Source organism: Rhodococcus sp. OS5 (assembly GCF_056837585.1).
Genome location: NZ_CM166368.1, coordinates 5,954,622 through 5,980,578, shown reverse-complemented (window position 1 = coordinate 5,980,578; position 25,957 = coordinate 5,954,622). Strand labels below are relative to the sequence as shown.

At 61.7% G+C, this 25,957-nt stretch carries 27 protein-coding genes; 11 read left to right on the top strand and 16 right to left on the bottom strand.

Going from position 1 to position 25,957, the window contains the following annotated elements:
- Nucleotides 1–8: 8 nt before the first annotated feature.
- A complete protein-coding gene (locus ACVZUB_RS28030; protein WP_007730356.1) occupies nt 9–803 on the top strand; it encodes a 2-phosphosulfolactate phosphatase in 795 nt (264 codons plus the stop codon).
- On the opposite strand, the gene ACVZUB_RS28025 is transcribed toward ACVZUB_RS28030, so the two are convergent.
- The 4 genes from ACVZUB_RS28025 to ACVZUB_RS28010 all read right to left on the bottom strand — a co-directional run bounded on the left by ACVZUB_RS28025 (nt 758) and on the right by ACVZUB_RS28010 (nt 3,958).
- Nucleotides 758–1,549 carry an ABC transporter permease gene (locus ACVZUB_RS28025; protein WP_007730359.1) on the bottom strand — a complete coding sequence of 264 codons (792 nt, stop codon included), beginning with the start codon at nt 1,547–1,549 and terminating at the stop codon, nt 758–760. The genes ACVZUB_RS28030 and ACVZUB_RS28025 overlap by 46 nt on opposite strands.
- Nucleotides 1,546–2,487: a daunorubicin resistance protein DrrA family ABC transporter ATP-binding protein gene (locus ACVZUB_RS28020; RefSeq protein WP_007730361.1), complete on the bottom strand. Its 942-nt coding sequence runs from the start codon at nt 2,485–2,487 to the stop codon at nt 1,546–1,548. Before ACVZUB_RS28020 ends, ACVZUB_RS28025 begins: the two co-directional genes overlap by 4 nt.
- Nucleotides 2,488–2,501: 14 nt before the next feature.
- A complete protein-coding gene (locus ACVZUB_RS28015) occupies nt 2,502–3,377 on the bottom strand; it encodes a DUF4097 family beta strand repeat-containing protein (protein ID WP_007730364.1) in 876 nt (291 codons plus the stop codon).
- Nucleotides 3,378–3,442: 65 nt separating this feature from the next.
- Nucleotides 3,443–3,958 carry a toxin-antitoxin system HicB family antitoxin gene (locus tag ACVZUB_RS28010; RefSeq protein WP_007730367.1) on the bottom strand — a complete coding sequence of 172 codons (516 nt, stop codon included), beginning with the start codon at nt 3,956–3,958 and terminating at the stop codon, nt 3,443–3,445.
- Between the two features lie 131 nt (nt 3,959–4,089).
- Between ACVZUB_RS28010 and ACVZUB_RS28005 the strand changes: the two genes are divergently transcribed.
- Nucleotides 4,090–4,686: a CHAP domain-containing protein gene (locus ACVZUB_RS28005; protein ID WP_039973153.1), complete on the top strand. Its 597-nt coding sequence runs from the start codon at nt 4,090–4,092 to the stop codon at nt 4,684–4,686.
- On the opposite strand, the gene ACVZUB_RS28000 is transcribed toward ACVZUB_RS28005, so the two are convergent.
- A complete protein-coding gene (locus ACVZUB_RS28000; RefSeq protein WP_007730372.1) occupies nt 4,677–5,447 on the bottom strand; it encodes an acyl-[acyl-carrier-protein] thioesterase in 771 nt (256 codons plus the stop codon). The two genes, ACVZUB_RS28005 and ACVZUB_RS28000, sit on opposite strands and share 10 nt — an antisense overlap.
- A gap of 124 nt (nt 5,448–5,571) precedes the next feature.
- Between ACVZUB_RS28000 and ACVZUB_RS27995 the strand changes: the two genes are divergently transcribed.
- Both ACVZUB_RS27995 and ACVZUB_RS27990 read left to right on the top strand, forming a co-directional pair.
- Entirely contained in the window at nt 5,572–5,916 is a 345-nt protein-coding gene (locus tag ACVZUB_RS27995; protein ID WP_007730375.1) for an ArsR/SmtB family transcription factor, read from the top strand.
- Nucleotides 5,916–6,587, top strand: coding sequence for a cation efflux transmembrane domain-containing protein (locus ACVZUB_RS27990; protein WP_228401454.1), 672 nt, complete (start codon nt 5,916–5,918; stop codon nt 6,585–6,587). Before ACVZUB_RS27995 ends, ACVZUB_RS27990 begins: the two co-directional genes overlap by 1 nt.
- A 54-nt stretch (nt 6,588–6,641) precedes the next feature.
- Here the strand turns inward: ACVZUB_RS27990 and ACVZUB_RS27985 are convergent, their stop codons facing one another.
- Nucleotides 6,642–6,794: an SRPBCC family protein gene (locus ACVZUB_RS27985; protein WP_007730382.1), complete on the bottom strand. Its 153-nt coding sequence runs from the start codon at nt 6,792–6,794 to the stop codon at nt 6,642–6,644.
- A gap of 275 nt (nt 6,795–7,069) precedes the next feature.
- On the opposite strand from ACVZUB_RS27985, the gene ACVZUB_RS27980 reads away from it, so the two are divergent.
- The gene (locus ACVZUB_RS27980; RefSeq protein WP_003943077.1) at nt 7,070–7,486 is read left to right on the top strand and encodes a DUF7144 family membrane protein; all 417 of its coding nucleotides are present in this window, start codon (nt 7,070–7,072) and stop codon (nt 7,484–7,486) included.
- A gap of 95 nt (nt 7,487–7,581) precedes the next feature.
- On the opposite strand, the gene ACVZUB_RS27975 is transcribed toward ACVZUB_RS27980, so the two are convergent.
- Entirely contained in the window at nt 7,582–7,794 is a 213-nt protein-coding gene (locus ACVZUB_RS27975) for a hypothetical protein (protein WP_003943015.1), read from the bottom strand.
- Nucleotides 7,795–8,052: 258 nt separating this feature from the next.
- Between ACVZUB_RS27975 and ACVZUB_RS27970 the strand changes: the two genes are divergently transcribed.
- From ACVZUB_RS27970 to ACVZUB_RS27960, 3 genes are read left to right on the top strand one after another with little or no spacing between them, the layout of a single operon-like run.
- A complete protein-coding gene (locus ACVZUB_RS27970; protein WP_007730384.1) occupies nt 8,053–8,712 on the top strand; it encodes a GAP family protein in 660 nt (219 codons plus the stop codon).
- Between the two features lie 15 nt (nt 8,713–8,727).
- Complete coding sequence (locus tag ACVZUB_RS27965) at nt 8,728–9,441, top strand: GAP family protein (protein WP_042451601.1); 714 nt, start codon at nt 8,728–8,730, stop codon at nt 9,439–9,441.
- Nucleotides 9,438–11,138 (top strand): SulP family inorganic anion transporter, encoded by a 1,701-nt coding sequence (locus tag ACVZUB_RS27960; RefSeq protein WP_050655018.1) that lies wholly within the window; start codon nt 9,438–9,440, stop codon nt 11,136–11,138. The genes ACVZUB_RS27965 and ACVZUB_RS27960 overlap by 4 nt, the downstream gene beginning before the upstream one ends.
- On the opposite strand, the gene ACVZUB_RS27955 is transcribed toward ACVZUB_RS27960, so the two are convergent.
- The 5 genes from ACVZUB_RS27955 to ACVZUB_RS27935 all read right to left on the bottom strand — a co-directional run bounded on the left by ACVZUB_RS27955 (nt 11,130) and on the right by ACVZUB_RS27935 (nt 18,703).
- Complete coding sequence (locus ACVZUB_RS27955; RefSeq protein WP_003942972.1) at nt 11,130–11,951, bottom strand: hypothetical protein; 822 nt, start codon at nt 11,949–11,951, stop codon at nt 11,130–11,132. The two genes, ACVZUB_RS27960 and ACVZUB_RS27955, sit on opposite strands and share 9 nt — an antisense overlap.
- Before the next feature lie 14 nt (nt 11,952–11,965).
- Entirely contained in the window at nt 11,966–14,665 is a 2,700-nt protein-coding gene (locus tag ACVZUB_RS27950) for a helix-turn-helix transcriptional regulator (protein WP_058226846.1), read from the bottom strand.
- A gap of 175 nt (nt 14,666–14,840) precedes the next feature.
- Complete coding sequence (locus ACVZUB_RS27945; protein ID WP_030536153.1) at nt 14,841–15,803, bottom strand: asparaginase; 963 nt, start codon at nt 15,801–15,803, stop codon at nt 14,841–14,843.
- Nucleotides 15,804–15,818: 15 nt separating this feature from the next.
- Nucleotides 15,819–17,264 (bottom strand): amino acid permease, encoded by a 1,446-nt coding sequence (locus ACVZUB_RS27940; protein WP_270923013.1) that lies wholly within the window; start codon nt 17,262–17,264, stop codon nt 15,819–15,821.
- Nucleotides 17,264–18,703: an aspartate ammonia-lyase gene (locus ACVZUB_RS27935; protein WP_058038379.1), complete on the bottom strand. Its 1,440-nt coding sequence runs from the start codon at nt 18,701–18,703 to the stop codon at nt 17,264–17,266. Before ACVZUB_RS27935 ends, ACVZUB_RS27940 begins: the two co-directional genes overlap by 1 nt.
- A gap of 216 nt (nt 18,704–18,919) precedes the next feature.
- Here ACVZUB_RS27935 and ACVZUB_RS27930 point away from each other — a divergent pair, with 216 nt between their 5' ends.
- Entirely contained in the window at nt 18,920–19,630 is a 711-nt protein-coding gene (locus ACVZUB_RS27930; RefSeq protein ID WP_050655023.1) for a FadR/GntR family transcriptional regulator, read from the top strand.
- A gap of 50 nt (nt 19,631–19,680) precedes the next feature.
- Nucleotides 19,681–20,388, top strand: coding sequence for an ankyrin repeat domain-containing protein (locus ACVZUB_RS27925; RefSeq protein WP_270923014.1), 708 nt, complete (start codon nt 19,681–19,683; stop codon nt 20,386–20,388).
- Here ACVZUB_RS27925 and ACVZUB_RS27920 read toward each other — a convergent pair.
- Nucleotides 20,373–21,389, bottom strand: a complete 1,017-nt coding sequence (locus ACVZUB_RS27920) for a helix-turn-helix domain-containing protein (protein WP_270923015.1) — start codon at nt 21,387–21,389, stop codon at nt 20,373–20,375. The genes ACVZUB_RS27925 and ACVZUB_RS27920 overlap by 16 nt on opposite strands.
- Nucleotides 21,390–21,488: 99 nt before the next feature.
- On the opposite strand from ACVZUB_RS27920, the gene ACVZUB_RS27915 reads away from it, so the two are divergent.
- Nucleotides 21,489–22,295 (top strand): alpha/beta fold hydrolase, encoded by an 807-nt coding sequence (locus ACVZUB_RS27915; RefSeq protein WP_482627959.1) that lies wholly within the window; start codon nt 21,489–21,491, stop codon nt 22,293–22,295.
- Nucleotides 22,296–22,325: 30 nt separating this feature from the next.
- Here ACVZUB_RS27915 and ACVZUB_RS27910 read toward each other — a convergent pair whose 3' ends face one another.
- From ACVZUB_RS27910 to ACVZUB_RS27900, 3 genes are all read right to left on the bottom strand, one after another.
- On the bottom strand, nt 22,326–23,516 hold the full coding sequence (locus ACVZUB_RS27910) for a lipid-transfer protein (protein ID WP_030536146.1): 1,191 nt from the start codon (nt 23,514–23,516) through the stop codon (nt 22,326–22,328).
- Nucleotides 23,513–23,989 (bottom strand): Zn-ribbon domain-containing OB-fold protein, encoded by a 477-nt coding sequence (locus tag ACVZUB_RS27905; RefSeq protein WP_019745839.1) that lies wholly within the window; start codon nt 23,987–23,989, stop codon nt 23,513–23,515. Before ACVZUB_RS27905 ends, ACVZUB_RS27910 begins: the two co-directional genes overlap by 4 nt.
- Before the next feature lie 210 nt (nt 23,990–24,199).
- On the bottom strand, nt 24,200–25,927 hold the full coding sequence (locus ACVZUB_RS27900; protein WP_482627958.1) for an FAD-dependent oxidoreductase: 1,728 nt from the start codon (nt 25,925–25,927) through the stop codon (nt 24,200–24,202).
- Nucleotides 25,928–25,957 lie beyond the last annotated feature (30 nt).

Below are 25,957 nucleotides of genomic sequence, written 5' to 3'. Positions count from 1 at the left end.
CTGGTGCGATGAATCCGGAGCATCGCCAACTCGATTACGGACTTCGATTCGACTGGGGGTTGCGCGGCGCCGAAGCGGTTGCTGCCGGCGTCGATGTGGCAGTGGTGGTAGACGTTCTCTCGTTCACGACGACGCTGAGCGTTGCCGCCGACGCGGGAATCGACGTACTTCCCTTTTCCTGGAATGACGAGAGTGCGGTCGACTACGCGCGTGATGCCGATGCGGTTCTGGCTGTACGGCGAAGTGTGGCCAGAGAGGGTCAGATCAGTCTGTCTCCCAAGACGATTCGCGAGACCGAGGCGCCAAGTCGGCTGGTGCTGCCGTCTCCGAACGGGTCGACTATCGCGTTTGCGTTGGCGTCCGAGGTTGCGGTGTGTGTCGGCGCTTCCTTGAGGAACGCTTATGCCGTCGCGGATTGGATTGTGCACGAACATGGTCCGGGATCGCGGGTTGCGATAGTCGCATCCGGGGAGAAGTGGCCCGGTGGAGAGTTGCGCCCGGCGGTGGAGGATCTGTGGGGTGCCGGTGCGGTTGTCACGGCGCTGACCGCTGCTGGTTGGGACGGCCACGTATCGCCCGAGGCTCGGATGGCGGCGGATGCGTGGGCGGCGGTGGCGGATTCGTACGAGGACCGCCTGCGGGACTGTGCCTCAGGACGTGAGTTGATCGCCATGGGGTTTCCACACGACGTCGCCATCGCCTCGGAACTCGACGACAGCGACACCGTACCTGTTCTCGAAGATCGTGTGTTTCGAGGTCAGCGCACCGGGCGTCGGTTGAACAAACTCCGTGCCCAGAGGTAGGAGAGGAAGGTGATTGCGACGCACCATCCGATCGCGAGTATCGCGTTGTTTCCGATGGCTTCGCCGAGAAGAAGTCCTCGAAGAGTCTCGATGATCGGAGTGAACGGCTGATACTCGGCGAACCATCGCAACACGGTCGGCATCGAGTCGGTGGGGACAAAGCCGCTTCCCAGGAACGGCAAGAGGATCAACACCATTGGAAGGTTGCTGGCCGTCTCGACACTCTTGCTGACGAGGCCGAAGGCGACCGACAACCAGATCATGGCGATGGAGACCGAGACGAGGAGTGCAAACGTCGCGGCCCACTCCACGAAGCCTGCAGTGGGCCGGAAGCCGACGGCTATCGCTACGGCGATGACGACAACGAGGCTCACGATCGTCTGAAGGAGGCTGCCGAGAACGTGACCGGTCAGGACGGACGTGCGCGTGATCGCCATCGTTCGGAATCGTGCAATGATCCCGGCGGTCATATCGGTTGCGACGGAGATGGCAGTACCTTGTGCCGCTGATGCCACGGTCATCAGAATAATCGCCGGTGCAACGTAATTGACATACTCGGCTCGGCCGCCACCGCCGGGGCCGAGGCCGTTCCCGAGCGTTCCGCCGAGCACGTAGACGAACAGCAGTAGGAAAACGACTGGCATTCCGACGAGCATCACCGTCATCGACGGATATCGAAGGATGTGTCGAATGCTGCGACGCAGCATGGTTTTCGAGTCCTGATAGGCAAGCGTCATGGTGGTCATCGCGCGTCGGTCCTTTCGGTGGCGGTCAGAGTCAGGAACACGTCGTCCAGGTCGGGTGTGTGCACGGAGAGTTCCTTGACGTCGATCGAGTGAGCGTCGAGTTGGTCGAGAAGAGAGCGCAGCGAGCGGACACCCCCGTCGCTGGGGACCTGGAGGACGTAGGCGGCATCGTCACGTGATGATTCGTCGAAAACAGCTGCAGCAGAATCGAGCTGATCTCGGTCGAAGAAGTGAAGACGAATGTGGCCGCCGGGGATGTGCCGTTTGAGTTCCGCTGCCGTACCTTGGGCGACGATCCGTCCCTGATCGAGGACGGCGATGTGGTCGGCCAGTTGATCAGCTTCCTCGAGGTACTGGGTCGTGAGGAAGATGGTGACACCGCCCTCGACCAACTCCCGGATGATCTGCCACATGGTGCGTCGGCTTCGGGGGTCGAGGCCGGTGGTGGGCTCGTCCAGGAAGATGATCTCCGGTCGTCCGATCAACGTCATTGCCAGGTCGAGCCGTCGACGCATGCCGCCCGAGTAGGTCGACGCCAGCTTGTCCGCGGAGTCGATCAGATCGAACTTCTTCAGGAGTTCTTCAGTGCGCGTTCGACGTTCGTCCTTGCCGAGATGGTGCAGGTCGGCCATGAGGAGAAGGTTTTCCTCACCGGACAGATAGTCGTCGACCGCTGAGAACTGCCCGGTGACGCCGATGCGCGAACGCACCGCGTCGGGATCGTCGGAAGGGTTGTACCCGGCGATGCGGATGTTGCCGCCGTCTGCCGGAACGAGGGTCGAGAGAATTTCCACGATGGTGGTCTTGCCGGCGCCGTTGGGGCCGAGGAGCGCAAAGACGGTTCCGCGGTCGACGGAGATGTCGATTCCGTCCAGTACCGTCTTGTCGTCGTAGGCCTTCTTCAGGCCCGTCGCGGTGATGGCTGGTTTACGGGACATCAGCGTTCCTTTCGCTAGATCTTCTTGTTGGATTCTTCTCGAGGCTCCGAACGTCGAATGACGATGTCGCCGTAACTGGTTTGTGCCCGGACGTCTACCCGGCGTTCAGTGGAAGCCGGACCGTGCGTGGCATTCATCTGGTTGTCGACGCGGCCGAAGGACGTATGAGCGTCGAATCGTGCGGCGGTGCCGGATCGAACGCCGATATGGATTCGCCCGGCGGCCGTCTTGGCGGATACGACTCCACTCTCGATGGTCTCGAAACGGATGTCGCCGTTGGCGGTTGCGGCGCTCGCGTCGGATTCGGCGTGCTCGACGGCGACACTGCCGTTGGCGGTCTTCGCCTTCAGTGCGCCGGTGATCGTGCCGATGTTGATGTCGCCGTTGGAGTTCTTGACCTCCGCGTTGCCGTCGACGCGGCCGATGCGGATGCTTCCGGACCCGGTGCTCGTGTCGATGTCACCGGCCACGTGCTCGACGATGATCGCGCCGGCCCCGGTGCTGACGTTGAGCGGCCCGGTGGTTTCCAGTGTGCAATCGCCCGCGGAAACCTTCACCCGTGATCGTCCGAGAGTGCCTTCGCTACGGAGGTTGGCAACTGCGGCAGTGCCTTCGAGTTCCGAGCCGGAGGGAAGCTGAACGGAGATGTCCACAGATCCTGTCTTCCCGAAGATGCCGAGGCCGCGCTGTTTCGGAGTCTTGATCTGCAGCCGGCCACCTGCGAATTCGACGCGCGTTTGTTCGGCGACTCGAACGTCGACCTCGCGAGACGAGTTGCTGGGCAACACTTCCACGACAGTGTCGTTGCGGCTGCTCGCCGTGATCCGGATTTGTGCGACTGCCACGTCGAAGTTCAAGGTGATGGGGTCAGGTGTGCTGAATGTAGGCATGGTGATACTCCCGATGAGGTTGTCTCGGTTGATGAAAGAGGGTGGTGCGAAAGATGAAGCCGGTGTCAGTGCACCCAGCCGCTGAAGCTTTCGGAACCTTGGGACGTGCGCTGTCTCGGAGTGCTTCTGTTCGCGCCGCCTTCCAGAGCCGTTGCAGCCGAGCGAACCAGCCACGCGTTGACGGAGATACCGGCTTCCCGGGCCGCCGCCTCGATCCGGTCTTTGAGGTCTTGCCCCAGCCGCAAGTTGATTCGAGTCATCGAGGCGTCGTCGGACTCCGTGACGGGGCGCGGTGCCGGAGTCGGGTCCTCTTCGACGGGGGCTGGAACCGGTTCACTGATGGCTGGTGCCACCACGAATTCGGGTTCGCGTCCCCGCAGGCGCAGGTCCACCGAACCCGGGGCGAGGTCACGCGTGATCTCGGCGGCTGCCGCAGACAATGCGTCGAGAAGGGTGAGTCGCACTGCTGATTCCAGCGGTGCGGTCAAACGATCGGCGAGTGCCTTTGCGTCTTCTCCGCCTGCTTCGGCCGCCACCGCGAGTTCGTGGCGAAGGTTGTCTACGTACGGTGTCAAGTCCATGGCATCACTATGGCACCACTTTGGTGCCACCGCAATAGTTTGGTGGCACATTCGTGTGAATTTGGTGAGAATTGCCAGGTCATCGGGGTGGTTGGCGATTCGGTCCGCGGCAGGCTGGCACACTCGTAAGGGTGAGTCCTGCCGAATCGAACCGCCGACGCCGCATCGTGCTCTGGATTGCCGGGGTGCTCGGCGTCGTGATCGTGGTTGGGGTGGTGGTCGTCGCGATCGCACCATCGCGGTACCTGCCCTGGGACACGGCTGAGTTCCCGGCGGTGGACGCGAGTGCGCTCACGTCTGATCAAGGTCGGGTGCTCGAGCTACTGCAATCCGAGCATGAGCAGGACCGTCCGGGCACCTTCTATTCCGACGGCATCGACGAAGAGTGGTGCGCCGACTTTGTCAGCTGGATCATGAGGGAAGCGGGTCGACCGTTGTCCAACCCGAACTCCGGAAGTTGGCGCATCCCGGGGGTGTACACCTTGCAGGAGTATTACCAAGGGATCGGCGCGTACGCCGAGAACGGCAGCGGGTACACCCCGAATGTGGGTGATGTGGTGATCTACGACAGTTCGAGATGGGTCGGTCAGCACACCAACATCGTTGTGGCAGTGGACGGCAACTCTGCGGTCACGGTTGGCGGCAACGAGTTCGGCAAGGTGCGGGTTCATGATCTGGACTGGCAATCCGACTCTGCCGTCGTGGGATTCGGAAAACTTCACCCCTGATCGTTGCTCTTCGGAGACAAGGCGAACCACCGCGCCGACGCACGTGCCTCGTCGCCTGCGTCGATGTGCAGCGTGTTCGTGCCGGTTCGCACGCTCACCTGCTCACCTCTCTTGATGGGCTGGGTGTACTCGAGGATCGCGCGAAAGGGCCCGCTTCGTAATCTGTCGGGCAGCGCATCTTCCACGGGCTGCCAGTAGATTGCGTTGTTCACGTGATCGAAGGGGTCGAAATCGCTCGAGCGCAACGGGAACGGCGTATCCGCTGACGGCGTCGTGTCCGGGGTCGGGTCGATCCACCGACGCCAGTGAAGATGCTGGTCCACGGCCGTCGATGCCAGGGCGGCGGTGAACTTCTCACTGATGGATGCCGGCATTCCCGTCTTCGGGTCGATGTTGATCCAGAACGCCTCGGTTTCGATCAACCCGCCGCCATCGGATCTGATGCGAACTCGCATCGAACACCACTTGTTCGACAGGCCTGAACACCAGCGCTGCAGGTGAACTCGATCCGGCCAGACGACCGGTTCGAGTACATCGATCACCGTTCTTCGTACCATCCACAGCGGGTGTGTATCCATGGCGCCGCGGTCGACGAGATTATCGAAGCCCGCGTCTTGGAGGTAGCGCGCGATCGCGTCGAGGCGCAGTTGTTTGTCGGTGTGGATGTCACCCGTACGCACCGGCCACGAGGCCTGGAAGATGCTTCCGGTTGTCGGTAGTTCGGCCAGCGCTACGTGGTCGTCGACTTTTGTACGGTTCATCGGATGTGGGCTCCCGGTGTTCGCTTGGTTGGGTGGCTTCACGCTTGCGTTACCCGATGGTGGGATCTTGAACCATCGGAGTTCATCGTTTTCTGAATCCAGTTTTCGATGTACTGTCGCACGTATGGATATCGAGGGCGTAGATGTGGTGACCAACGTGGCGGTGCTTGCGAGGTTCGGGCATGCACTGTCCGACGAGACTCGGACACGGATACTGCTCGAACTGAAGACCGCCCCGCGGTATCCGTCCGACCTCGCTGAAACACTGGCTGTGACCAGGCAGAAGCTGTCCAACCATCTGGCTTGCCTGCGCGGTTGCGGCTTGGTGGTGGCCGTCCCGGAAGGGCGCCGGACCAGATACGAACTCGCCGATGTACATATCGGTCGGGCCCTCGACGACCTGCTCGGGGTCGTACTCGCGGTGGATCCGTCGTACTGCCCGGACAGCGAATCAGAGGGGTGCTGCTGATGGTTGCGCCCGTTGACGGTGTCGGGCTCTCGACTGACCGGCGTGCGCTCTTGTCGAGAAGAATTCGCATCTTCGTGGCGATCACGATCAGCTACAACGTCGTCGAAGCGATCATCGCGATGGCGGAGGGCACACGAGTGTCGTCCGCAGCACTGTTCGGTTTCGGCCTCGATTCGGTGATCGAAGTGTCCTCGGCGGCAGCTGTTGCCTGGCAGTTCTCGGCGCCGGATCCGACGAGCCGTGAGAAGACGGCACTGCGAGTGATCGCATTCTCGTTCTTCGGGCTCGCTGCGTACGTCTCGTTCGACGCGATTCGGTCGCTGTTCGGTCTGGGGGAAGCTTGGCACACGAGCGTCGGAATACTCTTGGCTGCGGTGAGTTTGGCGATCATGCCGGCCCTGTCCTATGCGCAACGCCGAGCCGGTCGGGAGTTGGGTTCGCTGTCGGCGGTCGCGGATTCGAAGCAGACGCTGCTCTGCACTTACCTCTCTGCTGTCTTGTTGGTCGGTTTGCTGCTCAACTCGCTGCTCGGCTGGTCGTGGGCGGATCCGATTGCTGCACTGGTCATCGCCGTCATCGCGGTGAAAGAAGGCATCAACGCGTGGAAGGGCGATCCGTGCTGCCCGGTTGTGGCTGTGCCCGAGAGCGGTGACGAGTGCGACTGCTGCTGAGTGAACACAGGTTTTGTCGAGTGAGCACTCGCTGCGGTGCGTCAGAGCGGGTGTTCACTCGATGAAAGGCGTGCCGACTTCTGCGCGGCCCTTGATGTGCGCGGCGCGTTGCTCGAGAAGGCGCCGCAGATACGGGCCGACAGCCAACCTCAGCGCCAGGTGTCCGAGCGCCCCGAAGGGGGCCGTAACCGTGAAGCGGTCATGCATCCGCGTCCACCCACCCGGCTGAACGTCGAAGACGTGCCGGAGAGCGATGACGAGTGCGACTACTGCTGAGTGGGCACAGGTTCAGCTGAGTGAACACCCCCACAAGTACGCCACAGCCTGTGTTCAGTCGAGGAAAAGGGTGTCAGGCCTGGTTTGCGATCCCGGCAAACGGGTACGGGTCGGTGACCTGCGGTTCATCCGCGACGGGTGATGTTTTCGCCTTCCAGCCCCTCGAGACTGAGTAAGGGAAGTGCATTCTGTCGAAAGGAACGCTGATGACTGCTCCACCGCGGGAACCCGCGAATCACCCTGTCCGGCAGGGTTTCGCGGTAGGTACGACGTTTGCAGCAGCAATTCTGCTGCTCACCGCAGGCATTGTCGCTCTGCTTCAGGGCATCGCGGCCGTTGCCGACAACAATCTGTTTGTCGTGGGTATCAACTACACGTACAAGTTCGACATCACGACGTGGGGTTGGATCCACATCATCTTGGGCATCATCGGGATCGTGGTGGCCCTCGGCCTCTTCACCGGTGCAGTGTGGGCCAGGGCGGCGGCAATCGTCATTGCGTCGCTCTCGATCATCGCCAACTTCTTGTGGATGCCGTATTACCCACTGTGGTCGATCCTGGTCATCGCGCTCGATGTCGTTGTGATCTGGGCGGTCGCGACCTGGGACAGGGACAGAGTCTAGGCACCGAACAACCCGAGAGCAGTTGGTCCCGACCGAGTCGACTCGGTCGGGACCATCGCTCGTGCGTGGGACATTTCGACAGGGTGTGGCTCGGATCAGTCTGGGAGTCGACGCATTTCGGCGACGGTCAGGCCGAGGGAATCGAGACGGGCCATGATGCTCCGCATAGCCGTGTGGTCCGCGACGGGTCCGTACAAACTGGTGAACCCGCCGGCGGCACTGGCGACACTGAGTTCAGGAAATGCGGCCTTGACGCGGTCCGACACTTCGCCGTCGATGAGGAATTGATACCGAGTGGGAGCATTCATCAGTATCCGCTCCATTTCGTAGGGCCATGAGGTTCGAGAAGGCAGCGCTCCGAGCCTCGAAATCGCATGTCGTCAAGTGCAATCGGCGTCGCTGCCCGATCCAGGACTCCGCATCCGTGGGATCCAGTCTTACTCCCGTACGCGCTCGGGGCGTCATCCCCTACGGGTGAATGTCGTCGCGGGTCCGTTCATCCCTTTTGTGTGAGGCTCCGTAGAGTCGCCACCCCTAGTGTCGACCGGGAGAGAGAAGAGGTCGGCATGGGATCTGTCATCGGGGATCTGTTACCCCTCGCGGTCGGCGTTGCGGTATCGCCGATCCCGATCATCGCGGCAATCTTGATGTTGTTGTCCAAGCGTGCCGGCAGCACGAGCGTCGGGTTCGCGCTGGGCTGGATACTGGGAATCGTCGTCGCCACCGTGATCTTCGTGCTTCTGTCCAGCAAGCTCGGTGACTCCGAAGGTGATCCGTCAGCGACAGTGTCGTGGATCAAGCTGGCGTTGGGTGTATTGCTTCTTGCGTTCGGAGTCAAGCAATGGCGCGGACGCGGAGGCGAGCACGAAACCCCGAAGTGGATGCACGCCATCGATGACATGACCGCTGTCAAAGGCCTCGGCTTGGGCTTCGCTCTGGCTGCGATCAATCCGAAGAATCTGATGATGTGTATCGCGGCCGGAATCTCGATCGGATCCGCGTCATTGGGCTCCGGAGAAGTTGTTGTCGCCATTCTGGTTTTCACGATCATCGCGGCCTGCACAGTGTGCGTGCCCGTGATCGGCTACCTCGTTGCCGCGGAGCGACTGCGTGGTCCGCTGGCCAAGCTGAAGGTGTGGTTGCAGGAAAACAACGCCACGGTGATGAGTGTGTTGATCCTGGTTATCGGTGTTGTTCTCATCGGCAAGGGCATCGGCGGTCTCTGACAACTGGAGGTAGTTATGGGATCGCTGCTACTGCAACAGATCCCGCTGGCGCTCGGGATCATCATGAGCCCGCTGGCGGTTGTCGCCGTTGTGGCCGTACTGTTTTCCGAACGAGCGCGTATCAACAGCATTGCGTACCTGATCGGGTGGTATCTCGGAATAGTTGTCGCGCTGGCCGGTTCGTACGTCATCTTGACCGCACTCCAGGTTCATCAGCGCACACACCCTCCGCTGTGGGTGCCCATCATCCATCTCGTTCTCGGGGCAACTCTGCTGGCGGGTGCCTGGTTCGTCTACTCACGCAGTCGTCGCGGGGTTCAGGCGATGGCGGCTGCAGTTGCCCCTGGCGACGTTGTGGCTGCGGCCCCTCAGCTGCCGAAGATGCTGCAATCGGTTGAGCACTTCCAACCAATGCGATCCGGTGTGCTCGGTTTCGCGCTGTTCGTTCTCAACCCCATCGACATGTCGTGTGCCATCGCAGCAGCGATGAACCTTCGTCTCAGCACCGTGGCACCGACGTCGCAGATCGTCTCGGCCGTGATCTTCTCGTTGGTGTCCGTGACCTCGGTCGCGGTACCTGTTGCCCTCCTGCTGATCAAGAAGGACGAGGCAACCGAACCGCTGCTGAAGATCCGCACCTGGATAGCCACCAACACGCACTTGCTGAACGTCGGGCTCCTCGTCCTGATCGCGGCGATGCAGATCAGTAAAGGGGTGCAAGGACTATGAGTGCTCCGCACACGCGGACCTGGTGGGTCTTCGGATCGTTGTCCGACTATCAACGCGCTTGGCTTCGCCCCGACATCATTGCGGGCCTTACGGTGTGGGCTGTCCTTGTTCCGGAAGCGCTCGCGTACGCCACCATCGCCGGAGTTCCGCCGGTGGTCGGGCTTTATGCTGCGGTTCCGTCATTGATTCTGTATGCAGCAGCCGGCAGTTCGCGCCATCTGATCGTCGGGCCGATGTCGGCGACCGCAGCGTTGTCCGCGGCGATGATTGCGCCATTGGCTTCAGGAAACGACGGCCGATTCATCGCGCTGTCGGCGGCATTGGCGATCGTGACCGGGCTCGTCGGACTGCTCGCAGGATTCATGCGCCTCGGATTCATCGCGTCCTTCATCTCCGAGCCGGTTCTCAAGGGATTCATCGTCGGTCTGGCGCTCACGATCATCATCGGTCAAGTACCCAAACTCCTGGGCGTGGACAAGGGGGAGGGAAACTTCTTCGTCCAGACGTGGACAGTGGTGAAGGAACTGGGTGAGGTCGACCTACCGACCGTGATCATCGGATTGCTCAGCCTGGCAATGGTCCTGGGCGTCAAGCGATGGCTTCCGCTCGTACCGGGTTCGCTCCTCGTCGTGCTGCTGGGCATTACCGCAGTAGCGTTGTTCGGCCTCGACGATCGTGGCATCGACATTGTCGGACACATCGACTCGGGCCTGCCGTCGATGGGTCTGCCGAGTGGTGTGGGAGCCGAGGACTACCTCGACCTGGTCGGACCTGCGGTCGGCGTTCTGCTCATCGGTTTCGCCGAAGGTCTTGGCGCTGCAAAGACATACGCGGCCAAAGCCGGCTACACCATCGACGCCAATCGTGAACTGGCAGGACTGGGTGCGGCCAATCTCGGATCGGGTCTCTGCTCGGGAATGGTGGTCAACGGCAGCCTGTCGAAGACCGCCGTCAACGGAGGAGCGGGCGCCAAATCTCAGGTCAGCGGACTGGTGGTCGCGGCGCTGACGCTGGTGACACTGCTGTTTCTCACCGGCCTGTTCGAGAAGTTGCCAGAGGCGACGCTCTCGGCTGTGGTCATCGCAGCAGTGATCGAACTGGTCGATTTCTCCTCCCTCGCAGCGCTGTACCGGGTGTGGACGAAGAGGTTGGGCAGTATCTACGGGCACGCTGCCCGGGCCGATTTCGCGGCGGCGATCGCGGCGATGTTCGGGGTTCTCCTCTTCGACACGTTGCCCGGTCTGATCATCGGAATCGCCGTCTCGATGTTGCTGCTCCTGTATCGGGTCTCCAAACCGCACGTGGCCGCTCTGGCCAAGGACGGCACGCGCTGGGTCGACATCAGTGGGCATCCTGATCTGAAGACACTCGACGGCGTCGTAGTGGTCAGGGTCGAAGCGGGGATGTTCTTCGCCAATGCCGATCACGTGCGTGATCAGATCACCGGTCTGGTGACCGCCGGCACCACCATGGTCGTTCTCGACGCCGAGACGTCACCGTTCATCGACGTCAGCGCTGCGCAGATGTTGGCTCAGCTTCGAGATTCGTTGGCACGCAGAAATGTGAGCTTCCGAGTGGCACGCGACATCGGGCAGTTCCGCGACGTTCTGTCCGGTGCCGACCAGGGCGCGCTGAAGGTCGACGTCTATCCGACCGTCTCGAAAGCGCTTGCAGGTCGAGACAACACCTCAGCGTGATGTCCGTAGCCAGATTCCCAGGGGACCGGAATCTTTGGCCACTGATCCGACGATCGACGACGCGACAACCACGATGGCCGAGAAGATGAACAGCCAGCCGATGACGGTGAACATCACGCCCAGAAGACCGAACTCGTCCTGCGACGTCTTTGTCATTCGGGGGAGGAAAAGAGTGCCGGCCACGTGCAGTCCGGTCAGGCCCGTCGCGGTGAGCAATCCTGACCCGACGCACATTCGAGTGGTCATGCGATTGGCCGTCAGCAGCATGGGCACGGCTGTCCACACGAGTGCCCACACGACGTAGACCGCTGTGAATTCCAGGACTCTGCCCACTCCCGGAACACCATTCAGTTCACGGCACAGGGCCGCACCGACCACCGACGCGGCCACGACGCACACTACCGCGAACCACCGCCACGCCTGACGGAGTGTCGCCGTCGGCACGCTCCAGATCCGTCCGTACATCCGGCCGAGAGCGCGAGCGTAGGACGTGGAACTGATCAGCAGCATGAGCAAGCCGACAATCCCGAACGCTGCCGCGGTAGAGGTACTGGTCAATACGGTGTCGGGGAGTTGGACGCCGAGGTCGTCTTTGGCGGCATCAGCCAACGGCTTCAGCTTCTCCAAGGTCGACGCTGCAATCATGACCGGGAGCAATGACGTAAAGGCCTGGGCCGCCAAAGTCATGGCGCTGTCCACGAGCCCGACTTCGAAGACCCCGATGGTTGCATCAGTCGCCAACCGTCGACTGGGTGTACGTCTCGCCCACACGGTCAATCGATCGCGCGTATCGGAATACAGCTTCGGGGGCATGGAAGCAGTCTTGCTCAGATGAGTCCGCCGCGTCGCGCAGCCTTGAGCGCGTCGCGTCGGTTGCTCACTTCCAACTTGCGATAGATCCCGCGAAGATGCGTCTTGATGGTGTTGACGGAAAGGAACAGCGTGTCGGCAATGGACTCGGTGGTGTCTCCGGAAGCCAGTTCACGGAGTACGGTGTATTCGCCTGGCGTGAGGATCGGTGCACTCACCAATTCTTGTGGGCGAATGCGGCTACGTACCTGTTCGGCAAATGCTTCTTGATCTCCGAAATGTCCACTGAACTCGTCGAACACCGGCCGCAGGGATGCGCCGTAGTCGAGGAAGGGGCGTAGCAGGCTACCGGCTTCCGCGGCGCGCAGCGCTTTGTGGAGGGAGCGAAACGACTTGCGCTCGTGACCTGTTGCAGCGTGGATCCCGGCTTCGAGTGTCCAGGCGTAGACGTGATGTGCGAGCAACGGGATTTCGGAGGACCCGAGAGCTTCGGAAACTTCGACGAGTGCTTCCGCGAACTTGTTGGACGAGAAGGCGACGGCACCCCGTGCGAGATGTATCTCCGACGTTTCTCCGAATTGATCGGCTGCGTCACGCACGAGTCTCGCTGCCCATTCCACTTCGCCGACGGAAAGGCATGCGTGGACGACGGGTGGTAGAAGAGCCAAGGTCGCGAACGCAAAGGTACGTAATTCGATCGCGCTGAGCATCGCGTCGCGAACATCGGCGGCGGTCGAGCGTCGGTCGGTCGAGCCGTCGAGACTGTGAAGGCCGAAGGTTACGACGGAGTGCCACCCGAACACCGGCGCGCTGGCGCCGAGAACGTCTGTGCTCCGGTAGTTTCCGATTGTCGGGATGCGGTACGGGAGTTCGCTCGAAGCGCAGAGATATGTGGCAAAGGCGGCCACCGACGCGGACAACTCGTACTCCGCAGTCGTCGTGATGCGATGTTCGACCGCGTAGTCGAGAGCGTAGACGGAGTGAGCCCTCATCGCCCCGATGTCTCCGCTGAGAGAAGCTACGTAGCCCAGTCCGGTCAGCGACTTCAAGACGAATCGCGCCCTGCCCCGTATTGTCCCGAGTGCGACGGCTTGAGTGTATTCGACAGTCGCCCTGTCGAACTCACGTCGCAGTAAGTGTGCCGACGCCAATTCCATGTGTGCGTAGGCTTCGATGTCGGAGTGGGTGCTTTTCTGACGCCGCTCCAGACGTGCCGCCAGCGGCTCGTTGTCGGAAGTCGCCGTAACGCAGGAGATTTCCAGGCTCATCGCCAGGAACAATGGATCTTCTGCAATCGGTGGATGAGTTGCCTCGAGAAGATCGAGGCACGTGGTCGCCGAGGTCACGTCACCGGAGTGGAGGGCGGCCGCCGCCAGCACCAGTCGGGTGATCGGGGATTCCGAAACCTGCGTCGACACCGATTCCAGGACTCGCACGACGTCCCCGCAGTGCCCGTCGAGTACGAGGCCCAGCCCGCAGCGTTCGAGAAACGCGAGAATGCGGTGTGGGTCTCCGATCGACACCTCGAGTTCGAGCGCCTCGAGTTCGAAGTGATTGCTTTCGAACCAGCTTGCTGCTCGCAGGTGTACGCGGTTTCTCTCGACGTGATCGACGCGACGGAACTCTGCCCGAAGGTGCTCGCGCAAGAGAGGGTGATAGCTGAACCACGTTGTGTGGTCGGCGGAATCGGTACGGGTCACGGGGAAGTTGAACTGAATCAGCGAGTCGATCTCGGATAGAGCGTTCGAGTCCGTCAGAGTTTCCGCCAGTTGGGCGGAGAAAGAATCGACCACCGATGTTCGCAACATGAACGAGGTGACATGTTCGGGCAAGGACGTCAGTACCTCGTCGACGAGAAAGTCGGCGATCGGGCGGGGTGTGTGCGTGAACTCGTTCAGTGCATCGCCGATGTCACTGCGGCCGGCCAGAAACGCGGCGGTCAGGCGAACGACGGCGCCCCACCCCTTGGTGAAGTTCTCGACGATTGCGAGTTCGTCGTCGCGCAGCGTGATGTCGTACTCGCCGAATATCGCGGTGATCTCGGAGCGATCGAAAGCGAGATCGGTGGATGCAAAGCGGGTGAGTCGGCCGTCGAGAGCCAGACGATGCCACGTGAGCGGTGGTTCGTAGCGGGCGGCAACGATAATCGACAGGTTGCCCGGGGTCTGTGTGAGTATCCGATCGAGGAGACCGATCGACATCGGATCGTGGAGGGTGTGAACGTCGTCGAGGATCAACGTTGTTCGGCGCTCGTGCGTTTCGAGGGTTTCCGCAAAGTGCGCGAGCCACTGCTCGACGGGCGGCCTGGATCCGGTCTGCACGGGGAGCCTCTGGCCGGCCGCATCGACGGAGGTCGCGATCGCCTCGGCGAGGGATTCACACAGTATCGACACGTTGTTGTCGCGCTCGGCCAACGTCAGCCAGGCCAGCGCAACATCAGGGGAGGCTCGGGAATATTCGCGAGCCCAATCGGCCAGAAGTAGGGTCTTCCCCGCACCGGCCGGAGCCGAGAGCAACCCGACAGGCCCGGGGCCTGAGCCTTTGGTGGCAGTGGATGCGGTGAGTTTGCGGTGCAGGCGCGGACGCGCGACCAGTCCTTTCACGGCAGTTGGCGGGTGAAAACGACCGTTGAGTGCGGCGCCTGGCACGTGCGCTTGCCCGACGCGGTGAGACGCGTCGAGCGTTACTGCAGCGGCATCACGAAATGGGCTGCTCATCCGACTCCTGTTCGACTGGCTGCACTGGACGTGACCGCTGGATCGAAATTTTGAACGAGTTAGATGATGTGAAACTACCCAATTCGGACACCAAATAAGCGTCCAAGTCGAATATTCGGACCAAAGTCCCTGATTTAGCGGAGTGAATTTCGAACAATGAATGGTGTCGCTAGTTCTACCGCCCGAACGGCGGGGTGCGAGCAAACCTCGAATAGCGGTCGAATACCTTTTCCAGGCCCACAAGATCCGGATCTGACAACAAGGCTGCCAGAAGTACACGTGCCTGCCCGGCTCGAAGATCGGTGGAAAATACAGCGCCTGCGGCGATCAAGTCGTGCCCGCCACCACCGCCACCGTAAACCGGGGAGATTGGCCCCGAGGGCACCCGAGTTGTCACGGCTACCGGAATGTGAGCGCCTACGCAGTCTCGTACGGCCTCGACTATCGTCGGATTGGCATTTCCCGAACCGAGTCCGTCGAGAACAAGTCCCTGCGCCCCGGCGTGCACGCAGGCGTCGATCTGTACGCGGTCTGCCCCGGGATACACGGCGATGATGTCGACGCGGGTGTCCGAAATCGGATGCCACGGCAATGGTTCGGGAGTACGCAGCAGGAGCGGATCGATGTGCACGCGGCGGAAGGCATCGAGTGCCGTCGTATCGGACTTTCGCGTACCTGCGGCTGGATGGACCGAACCGCCGAAGGCGATGAGGACACCACGCCCGTGTGACGAGATGTCCAGTCCGGCTGAGATCGCCGCGGCGAGATTCGAACGAGCGTCGGATTCGGGATGGTCGAAAGTGCGCTGCGCGCCGGTGAAGACCACCGGGCGTTGGTCGTCGTGGTGCAGGTCCAACAAGAACGCAGTTTCCTCCATCGTGTCGGTGCCGTGAAGCACGACCACCGAGTCGAGTTCGGGATCTTTCAATTGATCGGCTACGGCGTCGCGAACACGATCCATGTCCGCGAAGGTCATGCTCGAGCTGTCCTTCGACATCACGTCGACGACTCGAAGCTCGATGTCGGTCTGCTCGTTGCCGACCAGATCTGCACCGGTGATTGCGGGCCGGCTGATTCCATGCGCATCCCGGGTGCTGGCGATGGTGCCACCGGTAGTGACAACTGCGACTTTCGACACTGTGGTCCTTTCACGTCAAGCTGCGGGGTGGTGGATGGCCAACTCGCGAATACGATTCCTGGCGGCGTACCAACCAATCATCAAGAGCGGTGCGATGATCGCGATGGATCCGACGGTCCACGTTCCAACAGGGTTGTCGAATGCCATCAACACGATAACGACCGCAAGAAAGACCAGTGTCGCGATCCCGGTGTACGGTGCGCCGAATATGCGGAAGGCAGGGCGAGTGACTTTGCCTTGTTTCGCAAGTTGCCAGAGCCTCAACTGGCACAGCACAATTACCGCCCATGCACTGATGATGCCCAGTGCCGCAAGATTGAGGACTATTTCGAAGGCTTGCGCTGGGACAACAGCATTGAGCCCGACGCCGAACAGGATGACCACGCCGGTGAGTGCGATTCCCCCGTACGGCACTCCGGCTTTGTTCATTCTGGCAGCGAAGGCAGGCGCCGAACCGGCCGTCGCCATCGAATGGAGTATTCGTCCGGTCGAATACAACCCGGCATTGAGGGAAGACAACGCCGCCGTGAGAACGACCAGATTCATGATCGCATCTGCGCCTTGGATGTTGATCGAACCGAAGAATGTGACGAATGGACTTTCACCGGCGTGGTATTCGGTGTACGGGAGCAACAGCGAGAGCAGCAGGACCGACCCCACGTAGAAGACGAGGATCCGAATGATCACTGTGTTGATCGCCTTGGGTATCACCTTCCGGGGATTTTCGGTCTCTCCAGCCGTGGTCCCCACGAGTTCAATTGAAGCGTAGGCGAACACGACGCCCTGAATCACCACGACTGCCGGCAGTATTCCGTTGGGGAACAGCCCACCGTTGTCGGCGATCAGGCTCAATCCGGAGGAATGCCCTTCGATGGGTGTGCCGAAGAGTACGAAATAGACACCGAACCCGAGGAATGCGGTCAAGGCCACGACCTTGATCAACGCGAACCAGAACTCCAACTCTCCGAAGACTTTTACGGACACGAGATTCAGTCCGAGAACCAGCAACACCGCGATCAGAGCGAACATCCACTGATCGATGTGTCCCAGTGGCGCCCAGTACTTTTTGAAGAAGTTCATGTACAACGCCACAGCCGTGACGTCGACCACGGCAGTCATTGCCCAGTTCATCCAGTACAACCAGCCCGCAGCGAAAGCCATCTTTTCGCCGAAGAATTCGCGTGCGTAGGAAACGAAGGATCCGGAAGTCGGTCGGTGCATCACCAGTTCGCCGAGCGCCCTCAGGATCAGGAACGCGAAGAATCCGCACAGCGCGTACACGAGAACCAAGGCCGGGCCCGCCTGTTGTAGTCGCCCTCCCGCCCCCATGAAAAGGCCGGTTCCGATCGCGCCACCGATCGCGATCATCTGAATTTGTCTGGGGCCGAGCGCCTTCTGATATCCGAGATCCTCCTCAGTGGCAACTTCGGCGCGGCCTGTCTCTTCCCGTTCGACGGTCATCAAACCTCCTCCGCAACAGCGGTGGCATGAGGCTTCTCCCCCGAAACGCGGAGATTGGCGAGATGTTCGGGGCTGAGCAACCGATCGAGTTCCTCGCGGTCGAGCAGGCCGGCTTCGATTACGAGATCGGCGACGCGACGCCCGGAAATCAACGCCTCCTGGGCGATCCGAGTGGACGCGGTATATCCGATGTAGGGGTTGAGCGCGGTGACGAGGCCGATGGAGTCTTCGACTCGGGCGCGCAGCAGTTCAGTGTTAGCCGTGATGCCGAGTACGCACCGGTCCGCCAAAATGCGGCAAGCCGCACCGAGGTGTCGCATTCCTTCGGACAGTGAGTGCACGATGATCGGCTCGAAAGCGTTGAGTTGGAGCTGACCGGATTCCGCAGCCATCGTGATCGTCACGTCGTTGCCGATGACTTCGTACGCGACCTGATTGAGGACTTCGGGAATGACAGGATTGACCTTGCCCGGCATGATCGACGAACCTGCCTGCACCGGTGGAAGATTGATCTCGTTCAATCCGGCTCGCGGGCCCGAAGAGAGCAGCCGGAGATCGTTGCACACCTTGGACAACTTCACAGCGACCCGCTTGAGGACGCCGGAGAGGTGGACGAACTGGCCCACGTCTTGGGTCGCTTCGACAAGATCCGTTGCCAACACCAGCGGCAGTCCGGTCAGTGCGCCCAGGTCGGAACAGGCCACCTCGGCGTAGCCGGCGGGTGCGTTGAGGCCAGTGCCGATAGCAGTCGCACCGAGGTTGATCTCGTGAACGAGAAGAGCGGCCTCAGCCAGACGCGCCCGATCCTCCTCGATCATGACCGCGTAGGTCCCGAACTCCTGACCCAGGGTCATCGGCACGGCGTCCTGCAGTTGGGTGCGTCCCATCTTCACTGTGTCGGCGAACTGAAGAGATTTGGTCGTGAATGCGTTCTGGAGTGTAAGAAGTGCATCCAGCAGGTCATCGATCGCGAAGATCGTCGAGATATTCACGGCCGTGGGGTAGACGTCGTTGGTCGATTGGCTCAGGTTCACGTGTTCATTGGGGTGAAGCCGTTCGTAGTCGCCGCGCTGGTGGCCGAGGATTTCCAACGCGCGATTGGCGATGACCTCGTTCGCATTCATGTTCGTCGACGTGCCGGCGCCACCCTGGATGACGTCCACCACGAACTGTTCGTGCCACCGCCCGTCCACGATCTCCTTGCATGCCTGTGAGATGGCCTCCGCGCGCGGGCGGTCGAGGATGCCCAGCTTTTCGTTTGCGCTGGCTGCGGCCCACTTGACGTAAGCGATGCCGCGGATCAGATGCGGGTTCGTGGAGATTGTTCGACCAGTGATCGGGAAGTTCTCCATTGCGCGCAAGGTGTGGATACCCCAGTACGAATCGGCTGGAACCTCGCGATCGCCGAGCAGATCGTGTTCTGTTCGCGTTTCGAGCACTTGATCAATTCCTCGTGTCTCTTCGCGCAAGCATCACTCTGCGCGGTGGGTGTATTTCGGGATCGCAGCGCTGACGGTCGAGTTATAGTCCCGCCCTGCTATCGGGCTATCAGGCTGTCTGACAGGTGTAATTGTTACCTCGCTCACTCCGGCACGTCAACCCTTCATCAAGTGCGATGTTTGACGCGGGACTTCGGCAGTCGCAACAATGACGGCATGAACCTGTCAGACAGCTGGGCCACCAGGCGACCCGTCGCCTCGCGGGTGAGTGCTGCCGAGGCGGTTCTCGCCGACCTCCGTGCCGCAATAACCTCCGGCGAACTGGCAGTCGGAGAGCGTCTCCCGTCCGAGGCGTCCCTGGCCGAAAGACACGGGGTCAGTCGATCGGTCATCCGTGAAGCCCTGCGCTCGTGCCATGCCCTCGGGCTCACCGAGACGAAATCCGGGCTCGGCACCTTCGTCGTCAGCGATTCGATAGCGCGAGACCTCGACTTCGGCAGCTACGCGGCCAACGAGTTGGTCGAAGCGCGGCCGCATGTCGAAATTCCGGCCGCAGGATGGGCTGCCCAACGGCACACAGCGGAGGAGTTGACGGCTCTCCGCGGACTGGTCCAGCAGATGCGTGACGAGGATGATCCGCTCGTATGGGTCGCACTCGATGCGCAGTTCCACGGACTGATCGCGAAAGCCAGTAGGAATCGGGTCTTCGAGTCGGTAATCGTCGATATTCGTGAAGCGTTGACAAGGCAGTCCGAGACACTCAATCTTGTTGCCGGTCGCCAGGAAAGGTCGAACGAGGAACACGAACGAATAGTCGAAGGAATCGCATCCGGCAGTTACGACCACGCCTCCAGGGCGATGGCCGAACATCTGGACGCCGTCAGGATGACGCTTGAAACTCTTGTCCAAGAAAGTAATCCGCTGTGACGGCGCTTCCGGGTAGGTCTGTCCTCGTCTGCGTTATCCTCGCGGTATCAGTGACCGGGGCGTTGGCCGGCTGCAGTTCGTCCGACACCCCGGTGACGTCGACGATCGCCGCGTCAGCGACGACAACGGCAGCTGTATCGATTACGGGCGTAAAGCCGCCATCGACGCCGGAATCCGAACGGGCACTCTTCGATGCGGTAGACCGCAATGATCCGGCAGCGATCACCGCGGCCCTGGCTTCGGGCGCGAACATCGAAGCTCGCGGCGAGGGCGAACGGACTCCACTCGTCGAGGCCACCAAGAACGACGCCGTCGCCGCGGCTTCTACGTTGATTCTTGCCGGAGCAGACGTGAACGCGAAGGATTCCATGCAGGATTCGGCCTTCCTGTATTCCGGAGCCGAGGGTTTGAACGAGATTCTGGCGCTCACGCTCGCCCACGGCGCGGACGTCGACAGCGTGAACCGTTACGGCGGTACGGCGCTGATTCCCGCGAGTGAACACGCGCATGTCGAGAGCGTCCGGATGCTGATCGCTGCCGGGGTTCCGGTCAATCACGTCAACGATCCCGGGTGGGCGGCGCTACTCGAAGCCGTTGTGTACGGCGATGGTTCGGCGCGCTATATCGACGTGATCACTCAGCTTCTCGACGCGGGGGCAGATCCCTCGATCCGGGATGCATCGGGGAAGACCGCGTTGGACAATGCCGAAAGTCGTGGTCAGTCAGACGTTGTGGCGCTGCTTCAATCGCGGAGCTGACGCCAACGAGTCGGGCTCAGCCCGTAGGCCTGTCGAAAGCGTCGGCTGAAGTGTCCGGCGTCGACAAACCCCGCCCGGTGCGCAACGGTCGCGATCGGCAGATCGACGGTAGCGGGTCGAGCCAGTTCGTCCCGAGCCTTCTGCAGGCGCTGGGTGATGATCCACTGTTCGATCCGAAAGCCGTTGTCCGAGCAGATCTTGTACAGCTGTCGCAGTGAGATGTTGTGGGCGTGAGCAATTCGTGCGGGATTCAGTGTCGGATCGTGAAGGTGTTCACGGATGTATCGACGGATCGAAGTCATGGCAAGGGCCGATCTCGGAGCGGATGCGTCAGGATTCGCATGTGCGATCGAAGCGACCAAAGCACGTGCGAGTTCGATCGAGGCCTCGCCCAATTGTTCGGCGGCAGGATCGGTCTCCAACAGAGCGGCGCTGCGGAACAATTCACGAACGTGCGCGATCATCACGGGGTACAGATTGCTGTGATGAGGCCGGGTAGCTGCGTCCCGCACGGTGTCGATCGGCAGTCCCAGCCGATCCATCGGAACGTAGAGGCACTGGGAAGCGCCCGTTCCCGGCCAAGAGAAATTGTAGGTCGACGTCAGGTCCGTCATCAACAGTTCACCGGCGGGCACTCTGCGTTGTTCGTCGTGCTGATCTAGATGGCCGATCCCGCTCTCCTGCAGGGCAATCGCAAGGACGGGCATCGACGCGGACCGGACGTGACGTGGTGTTCGGGTCAACCGCATACCGGTCGACTCGGAGCGGAACAGTGATGCTGCACCGAGGTTCCACACGTTCATTCTCGCGCTCACCCGTTCCGGGTTCTCCAAGTGGATTGCACACGGGACCGAGGCACGACCGATCGCGTCGACAAAGGCGTCCGCGCGTTGGTCAGGCTCCAACACGGAAGTATCCAGGAGCAAAGCCATGCAGCCCTGATACCCCGCGATGCGGACGCTCAACCAGAAGTTGTGCAGTGTGAGCTCAAAAGTCTGCACGGACAGTCACGTCCGTCGCAGCAGGTATTTCTAGGATCGAAACGGGCGTGTCCCGGCTTACCGCAGTTTCTCGCTTTTCGACGAGAGTGAAGGAAACGCATGAAGATCTCACGTGTATTCACCGCAGTTCTGGCGTTGCTCATGACAGTCGCGGCCGGAGTGATCTTCGGCTCCGGCGCTGCGGTGGCGAGCCCCAAGCCAACCGTCGTTCTCGTCCACGGCGCTTTTGCCGACGCGACCAGTTGGGACGGCGTTGCCGCCGACCTACGTTCGCGTGGCTATCGCGTCGTGGCGCCGGACAATCCTCTACGCGGGCCCGCTTACGACGCGTCCGTGATCGAGAAGACGGTTGCGGACATCGACGGACCTGTCGTGCTCGCCGGTCACTCGTACGGCGGCGCGGTGATCACCAATGTTCACGACCCGAAGGTGCAGTCGTTGGTGTATATCGCGGCGTTTGCTCCGGTTCAGGGTGAGCCGGTGCAGATCACGATCGATCCCATCAGGTTTCCTGGCAGCCAATTGCTTCCTCCGGCTCTGGGCTTGAAGATCGTCGACGATCCTCACGCGATCGGCGGGAAGAACGTCGACGGCTACGTCACGGACGAGTATTTCCATTCCGTCTTCGCTCAGGATGTTTCCGACGAGACAGCGGCAACGATGTTGGCGCATCAGAAGTCTGCGGCTTTGTGGGCGAACCTCGAGCTCGGCGGGCCACCGTCGTGGGCGAACACACCGAGCTGGTATCTGGTTGCCGGTGAGGATCGCGTGATCCCAGCATCGGCGCAGCGGTTCATGGCAAACCGGATGGGCGCGAACACCAGCGAACTCCCGACCTCGCACGCATCGCTGGTTTCCCGGCCAGGGGCAGTGGCAGACGTGATCGTGGCGGCCGCTCACGGGTGAGTGTGCGACCGCCACGAAAGTAGAACAGGGTCAGGCGGAAACGATTACCGAGGAGCCGTGTCCGAACAGACCTTGGTTGGCGGTGATACCGATGCGGGCGCCTTCGACCTGACGGCCTTCGGCCTGTCCACGAAGCTGCCAAGTGAGCTCGCACACCTGCGCAAGTGCCTGTGCGGGAACGGCTTCGCCGAAGCACGCGAGACCGCCGGACGGATTGACCGGGATGCGGCCTCCGATACTGGTGTCACCCGCACGCAGGAGGTGCTCGGCCTCGCCCCGCTTGCAGAGGGCAAGGTCTTCGATCCAGTCCAGTTCCACGGAGGTAGCGAGGTCGTAGACTTCGGCGACGTCGACGTCCTCGGGAGAGATCCCGGCTTCTTCGTATGCGGCGTAGCCGATGGATTCCTTGAACGTGCGCTCCGGAGCGGGAACGGCGGAGCTGGAATCGGTGGAGAAGTTCGGCATGTCCATGATCGTCTGGGGGAACGTCGGCGTGACCGTCGAAATAGCCTTGATGCGAACAGGTTCCGCGATGCCCATCTTGCGGGCGTATTCCATCGACGTCAGCAAGATTGCGGCGCCGCCGTCGGACGTCGCGCAGATGTCGAGCAGGTGAAGGGGATTGGACACCACGGGGGAGGCCAACACGTTCTCGACGGTGACTTCCTTGCGGTAGCGCGCATTCGGATTGCTCAGCCCGTGCCTGGCGTTCTTGACCTTCACGTTGGCGAAATCCTCCGCGGTGGCGCCGTAGAGGTCGATGCGACGACGCGCGTTGAGCGCGAAGTACGCCGGGTTGGTCATACCCATGAGGCGGAAGCGCAGCCAGTCCGGGTCGTCCCAACGCTCACCGGCGACGGGAGCGAGGAAGCCCTTCGGCGTGGTGTCGGCGCCGACGACCAGGGCAACTTCGCTGAGGCCGGCCAGGATTCGTGCGCGAGCGGTGTCGAGTGCCTGGGCTCCCGTCGCACACGCGGCGTACGACGTGGCGACGCGAGCGCCGTTCCAGCCGAGTGCCTGCGCGAAGGTGGCTCCGGCGACGTATCCGCCGTACCCGTTGCGGACGGTCTCGCCGCCGACGATGAAGTCGACATCCTGCCAATTCACACCCGAATCGGCGAGCGCGGCGCGAGCGGCCGCAACGCCGTATTTCACGAACGACTGCCCCCACTTGCCCCAGGGGTGCATACCGACACCGAGTACTGCGACGTCCTTGCTCATGACTGCGACTCCTGATCAGCTGCGGCGACAGGCTTCCATCGCCACGTCGTACGTACTCCGGTTTCGTCGGTGTACAGCGGCTCGACAACCAATTCGACGGTATTGCCGACCTTGAGATCGTCGACGCCGAATCCGTCGGCCACCTGGCCGAGGATGACGATCCCCTCGGGCAGCTCGACTGCTGCGAGAGCAAAAGGCTCGTACGGATCCGAGCGCGGGATGTACGGCGGCGGGGGCTGGTACTGCGCGTCGGTGTACGACCAGACAGTGCCGCGGCGGGAGAGTTCCACGTCGTCGAACTCCTCGCTGAAGCAGCTCGGGTTCTTGCAGAACGTCGCCTCACGAGGGAAGGAAATGGTGCCGCAGGATTGGCACTTCGTGCCGATCAGAGCAGGTTCGTCGCCGGTGGTGAACCAACCCTCTACTGCAGGTGTCACACTCCCGTTCGGCGCCGGCGTTGCAGTCTCGCTCATGCAATCCTCATCTGGTTGGCGAGCGTGATCCGGGGATCGTGGCTCGCTGTGCCGCTTACTGGAACAGGTTGCAGTATTACACGATTTCGGCCGCTGACGGGCATAAATTTTCGCTGAGTGGGACGTTGCCGGAACGCAGACGGCCCCGCCGGGCAGACGAGTCTGCAGGCGGGGCCGTGTGCGTGAAAGTAGCTGTTTACCTGTAGCGGATCAGCGAGCGCGAACGGGTCGACCGAATCGACGCGCCGGTTTCACCCGTGCCGCAGCGTCGAGGATGGAGGTGATCTCGACCTGATCCAGAACCTTTTCGCGGACACGGTCGTGCGCAGCGCCGCGTTCCAGTTCCGCCTTGTCGATGGCGTGCCAGCCCTCGCGGTCGACGACGTCGGACTGTCGCGCCCGGACCAGACGATCGACTGCGGAGTCGTCGACGACCGGGTTGGTCAGGCGTCCGTCGTTGAAGTCGTCGACGAGCATCCTGATCGTTTCCTGCGCGCAGGACTTGTTGGTGCCGATGAACCCACTCGGTCCGCGCTTGATCCAACCGGTCGCGTAGACCCCGGTGGCGGGATCACCGTTCGGAGCTTCGAGGACTCGGCCGTTCTCGTTCGGAATGACCGACGCACGCTCGTCGAACGGGACGCCGGGGATGGGCACTCCGCGGTAGCCGATCGAGGTGAGGACCAAGCCGGTATCGATGGTCTCGGTATCGCCGGTTGCTTCGATCTGCACGGTTCCGTTGGCGTCGACAAGAGCGTTGCGAGCGAACTCGATTCCGCTGACCTGATCGTCGCCGGTGATCGAGGTCGGCGTGAGCAGGTAGCGCAACGTGATGCGCTTGTTGCCGACGTCGACGTGATCGCGGTTCTTCAGGGCTTCGAGGAGACGCAACTTCTGCTCGACGGCATGCGGGAGTTCGCCGCGTTTTGCCAGTTCTTCGGTGGCCGAGTCGAGAACCATGTCGTCGGGTCCGACAGAGAGTTCGATGTCCGGCAGTGCCATCAGGCCGGTGAACTCGGGGACCGTGAACGCGGACTGCGCGATTCCGCGTCGACCCACGATGACAACTTCTTCGACGCGACTCTTCCGCAGAGCGGCGAGTGCGTGAGCGGAGATGTCGGTACCGGCCAACTTCTCGGGATCGGCCGTCAGAATGCGAGCGACGTCGAGCGCGACATTTCCGTTTCCGATGATGACCGCGCGGCGATGTGAGAGGTCGAAGACGTCGTCGGCGTGATCGGGTTGGCCGTTGTACCAGGCCACGAAGTCGGTGGCCGAGGCCGTGCCAGGCAGATCAGCGCCCGGAATGCCGAGACCACGGTCGGACGAAGCGCCGACTGCGTAGAGCACCGCATGGTGATTTTCGAGCAGTTCGCTGTGCGAGATGTGCTTGCCGATCTCGACGTTGAGGTAGAACTCGAAACCCTTTTGTGCGGCGATCTTGTCGAACAAGCGAGTGACCTGCTTGGTCTTCTGATGGTCCGGAGCAACGCCGGCGCGAACCAAGCCGTAAGGCACAGGAAGGCGATCGAAGACGTTGACCTGCACGTCAGGCTGAGTCAGCAACTCGTCCGCGGCGTACATCGCCGACGGTCCGGAACCGACGATCGCAACGCGCAACGGCGGTCGGCCCTTGTCGACGTGGGCTGCCGGGATGACCTTGGCGAGAAGCGGCCTGGGTCGCTCTTCCTTGTAGAAGTCCGCATTGATGGACAGAAAGACTCGCTGCGGGTCGGTCAGCTTCGACTCGGGGACGATGGCGTCGACCGGGCAGGCCGAGACGCATGCGCCACAGTCGACGCAGGCCTGCGGATCGATGTGCAGCATCTCGGCGGTGAGGAAGTCCGGCTCGTCCGGCGTCGGATGGATGCAGTTGACCGGGCAGGCGTAGACGCACGAGGCGTCGCTGCAACAGGACTGCGTGACTACGTGTGGCATGGCGCTATGAGTCCGATCTCGACTGTCCGG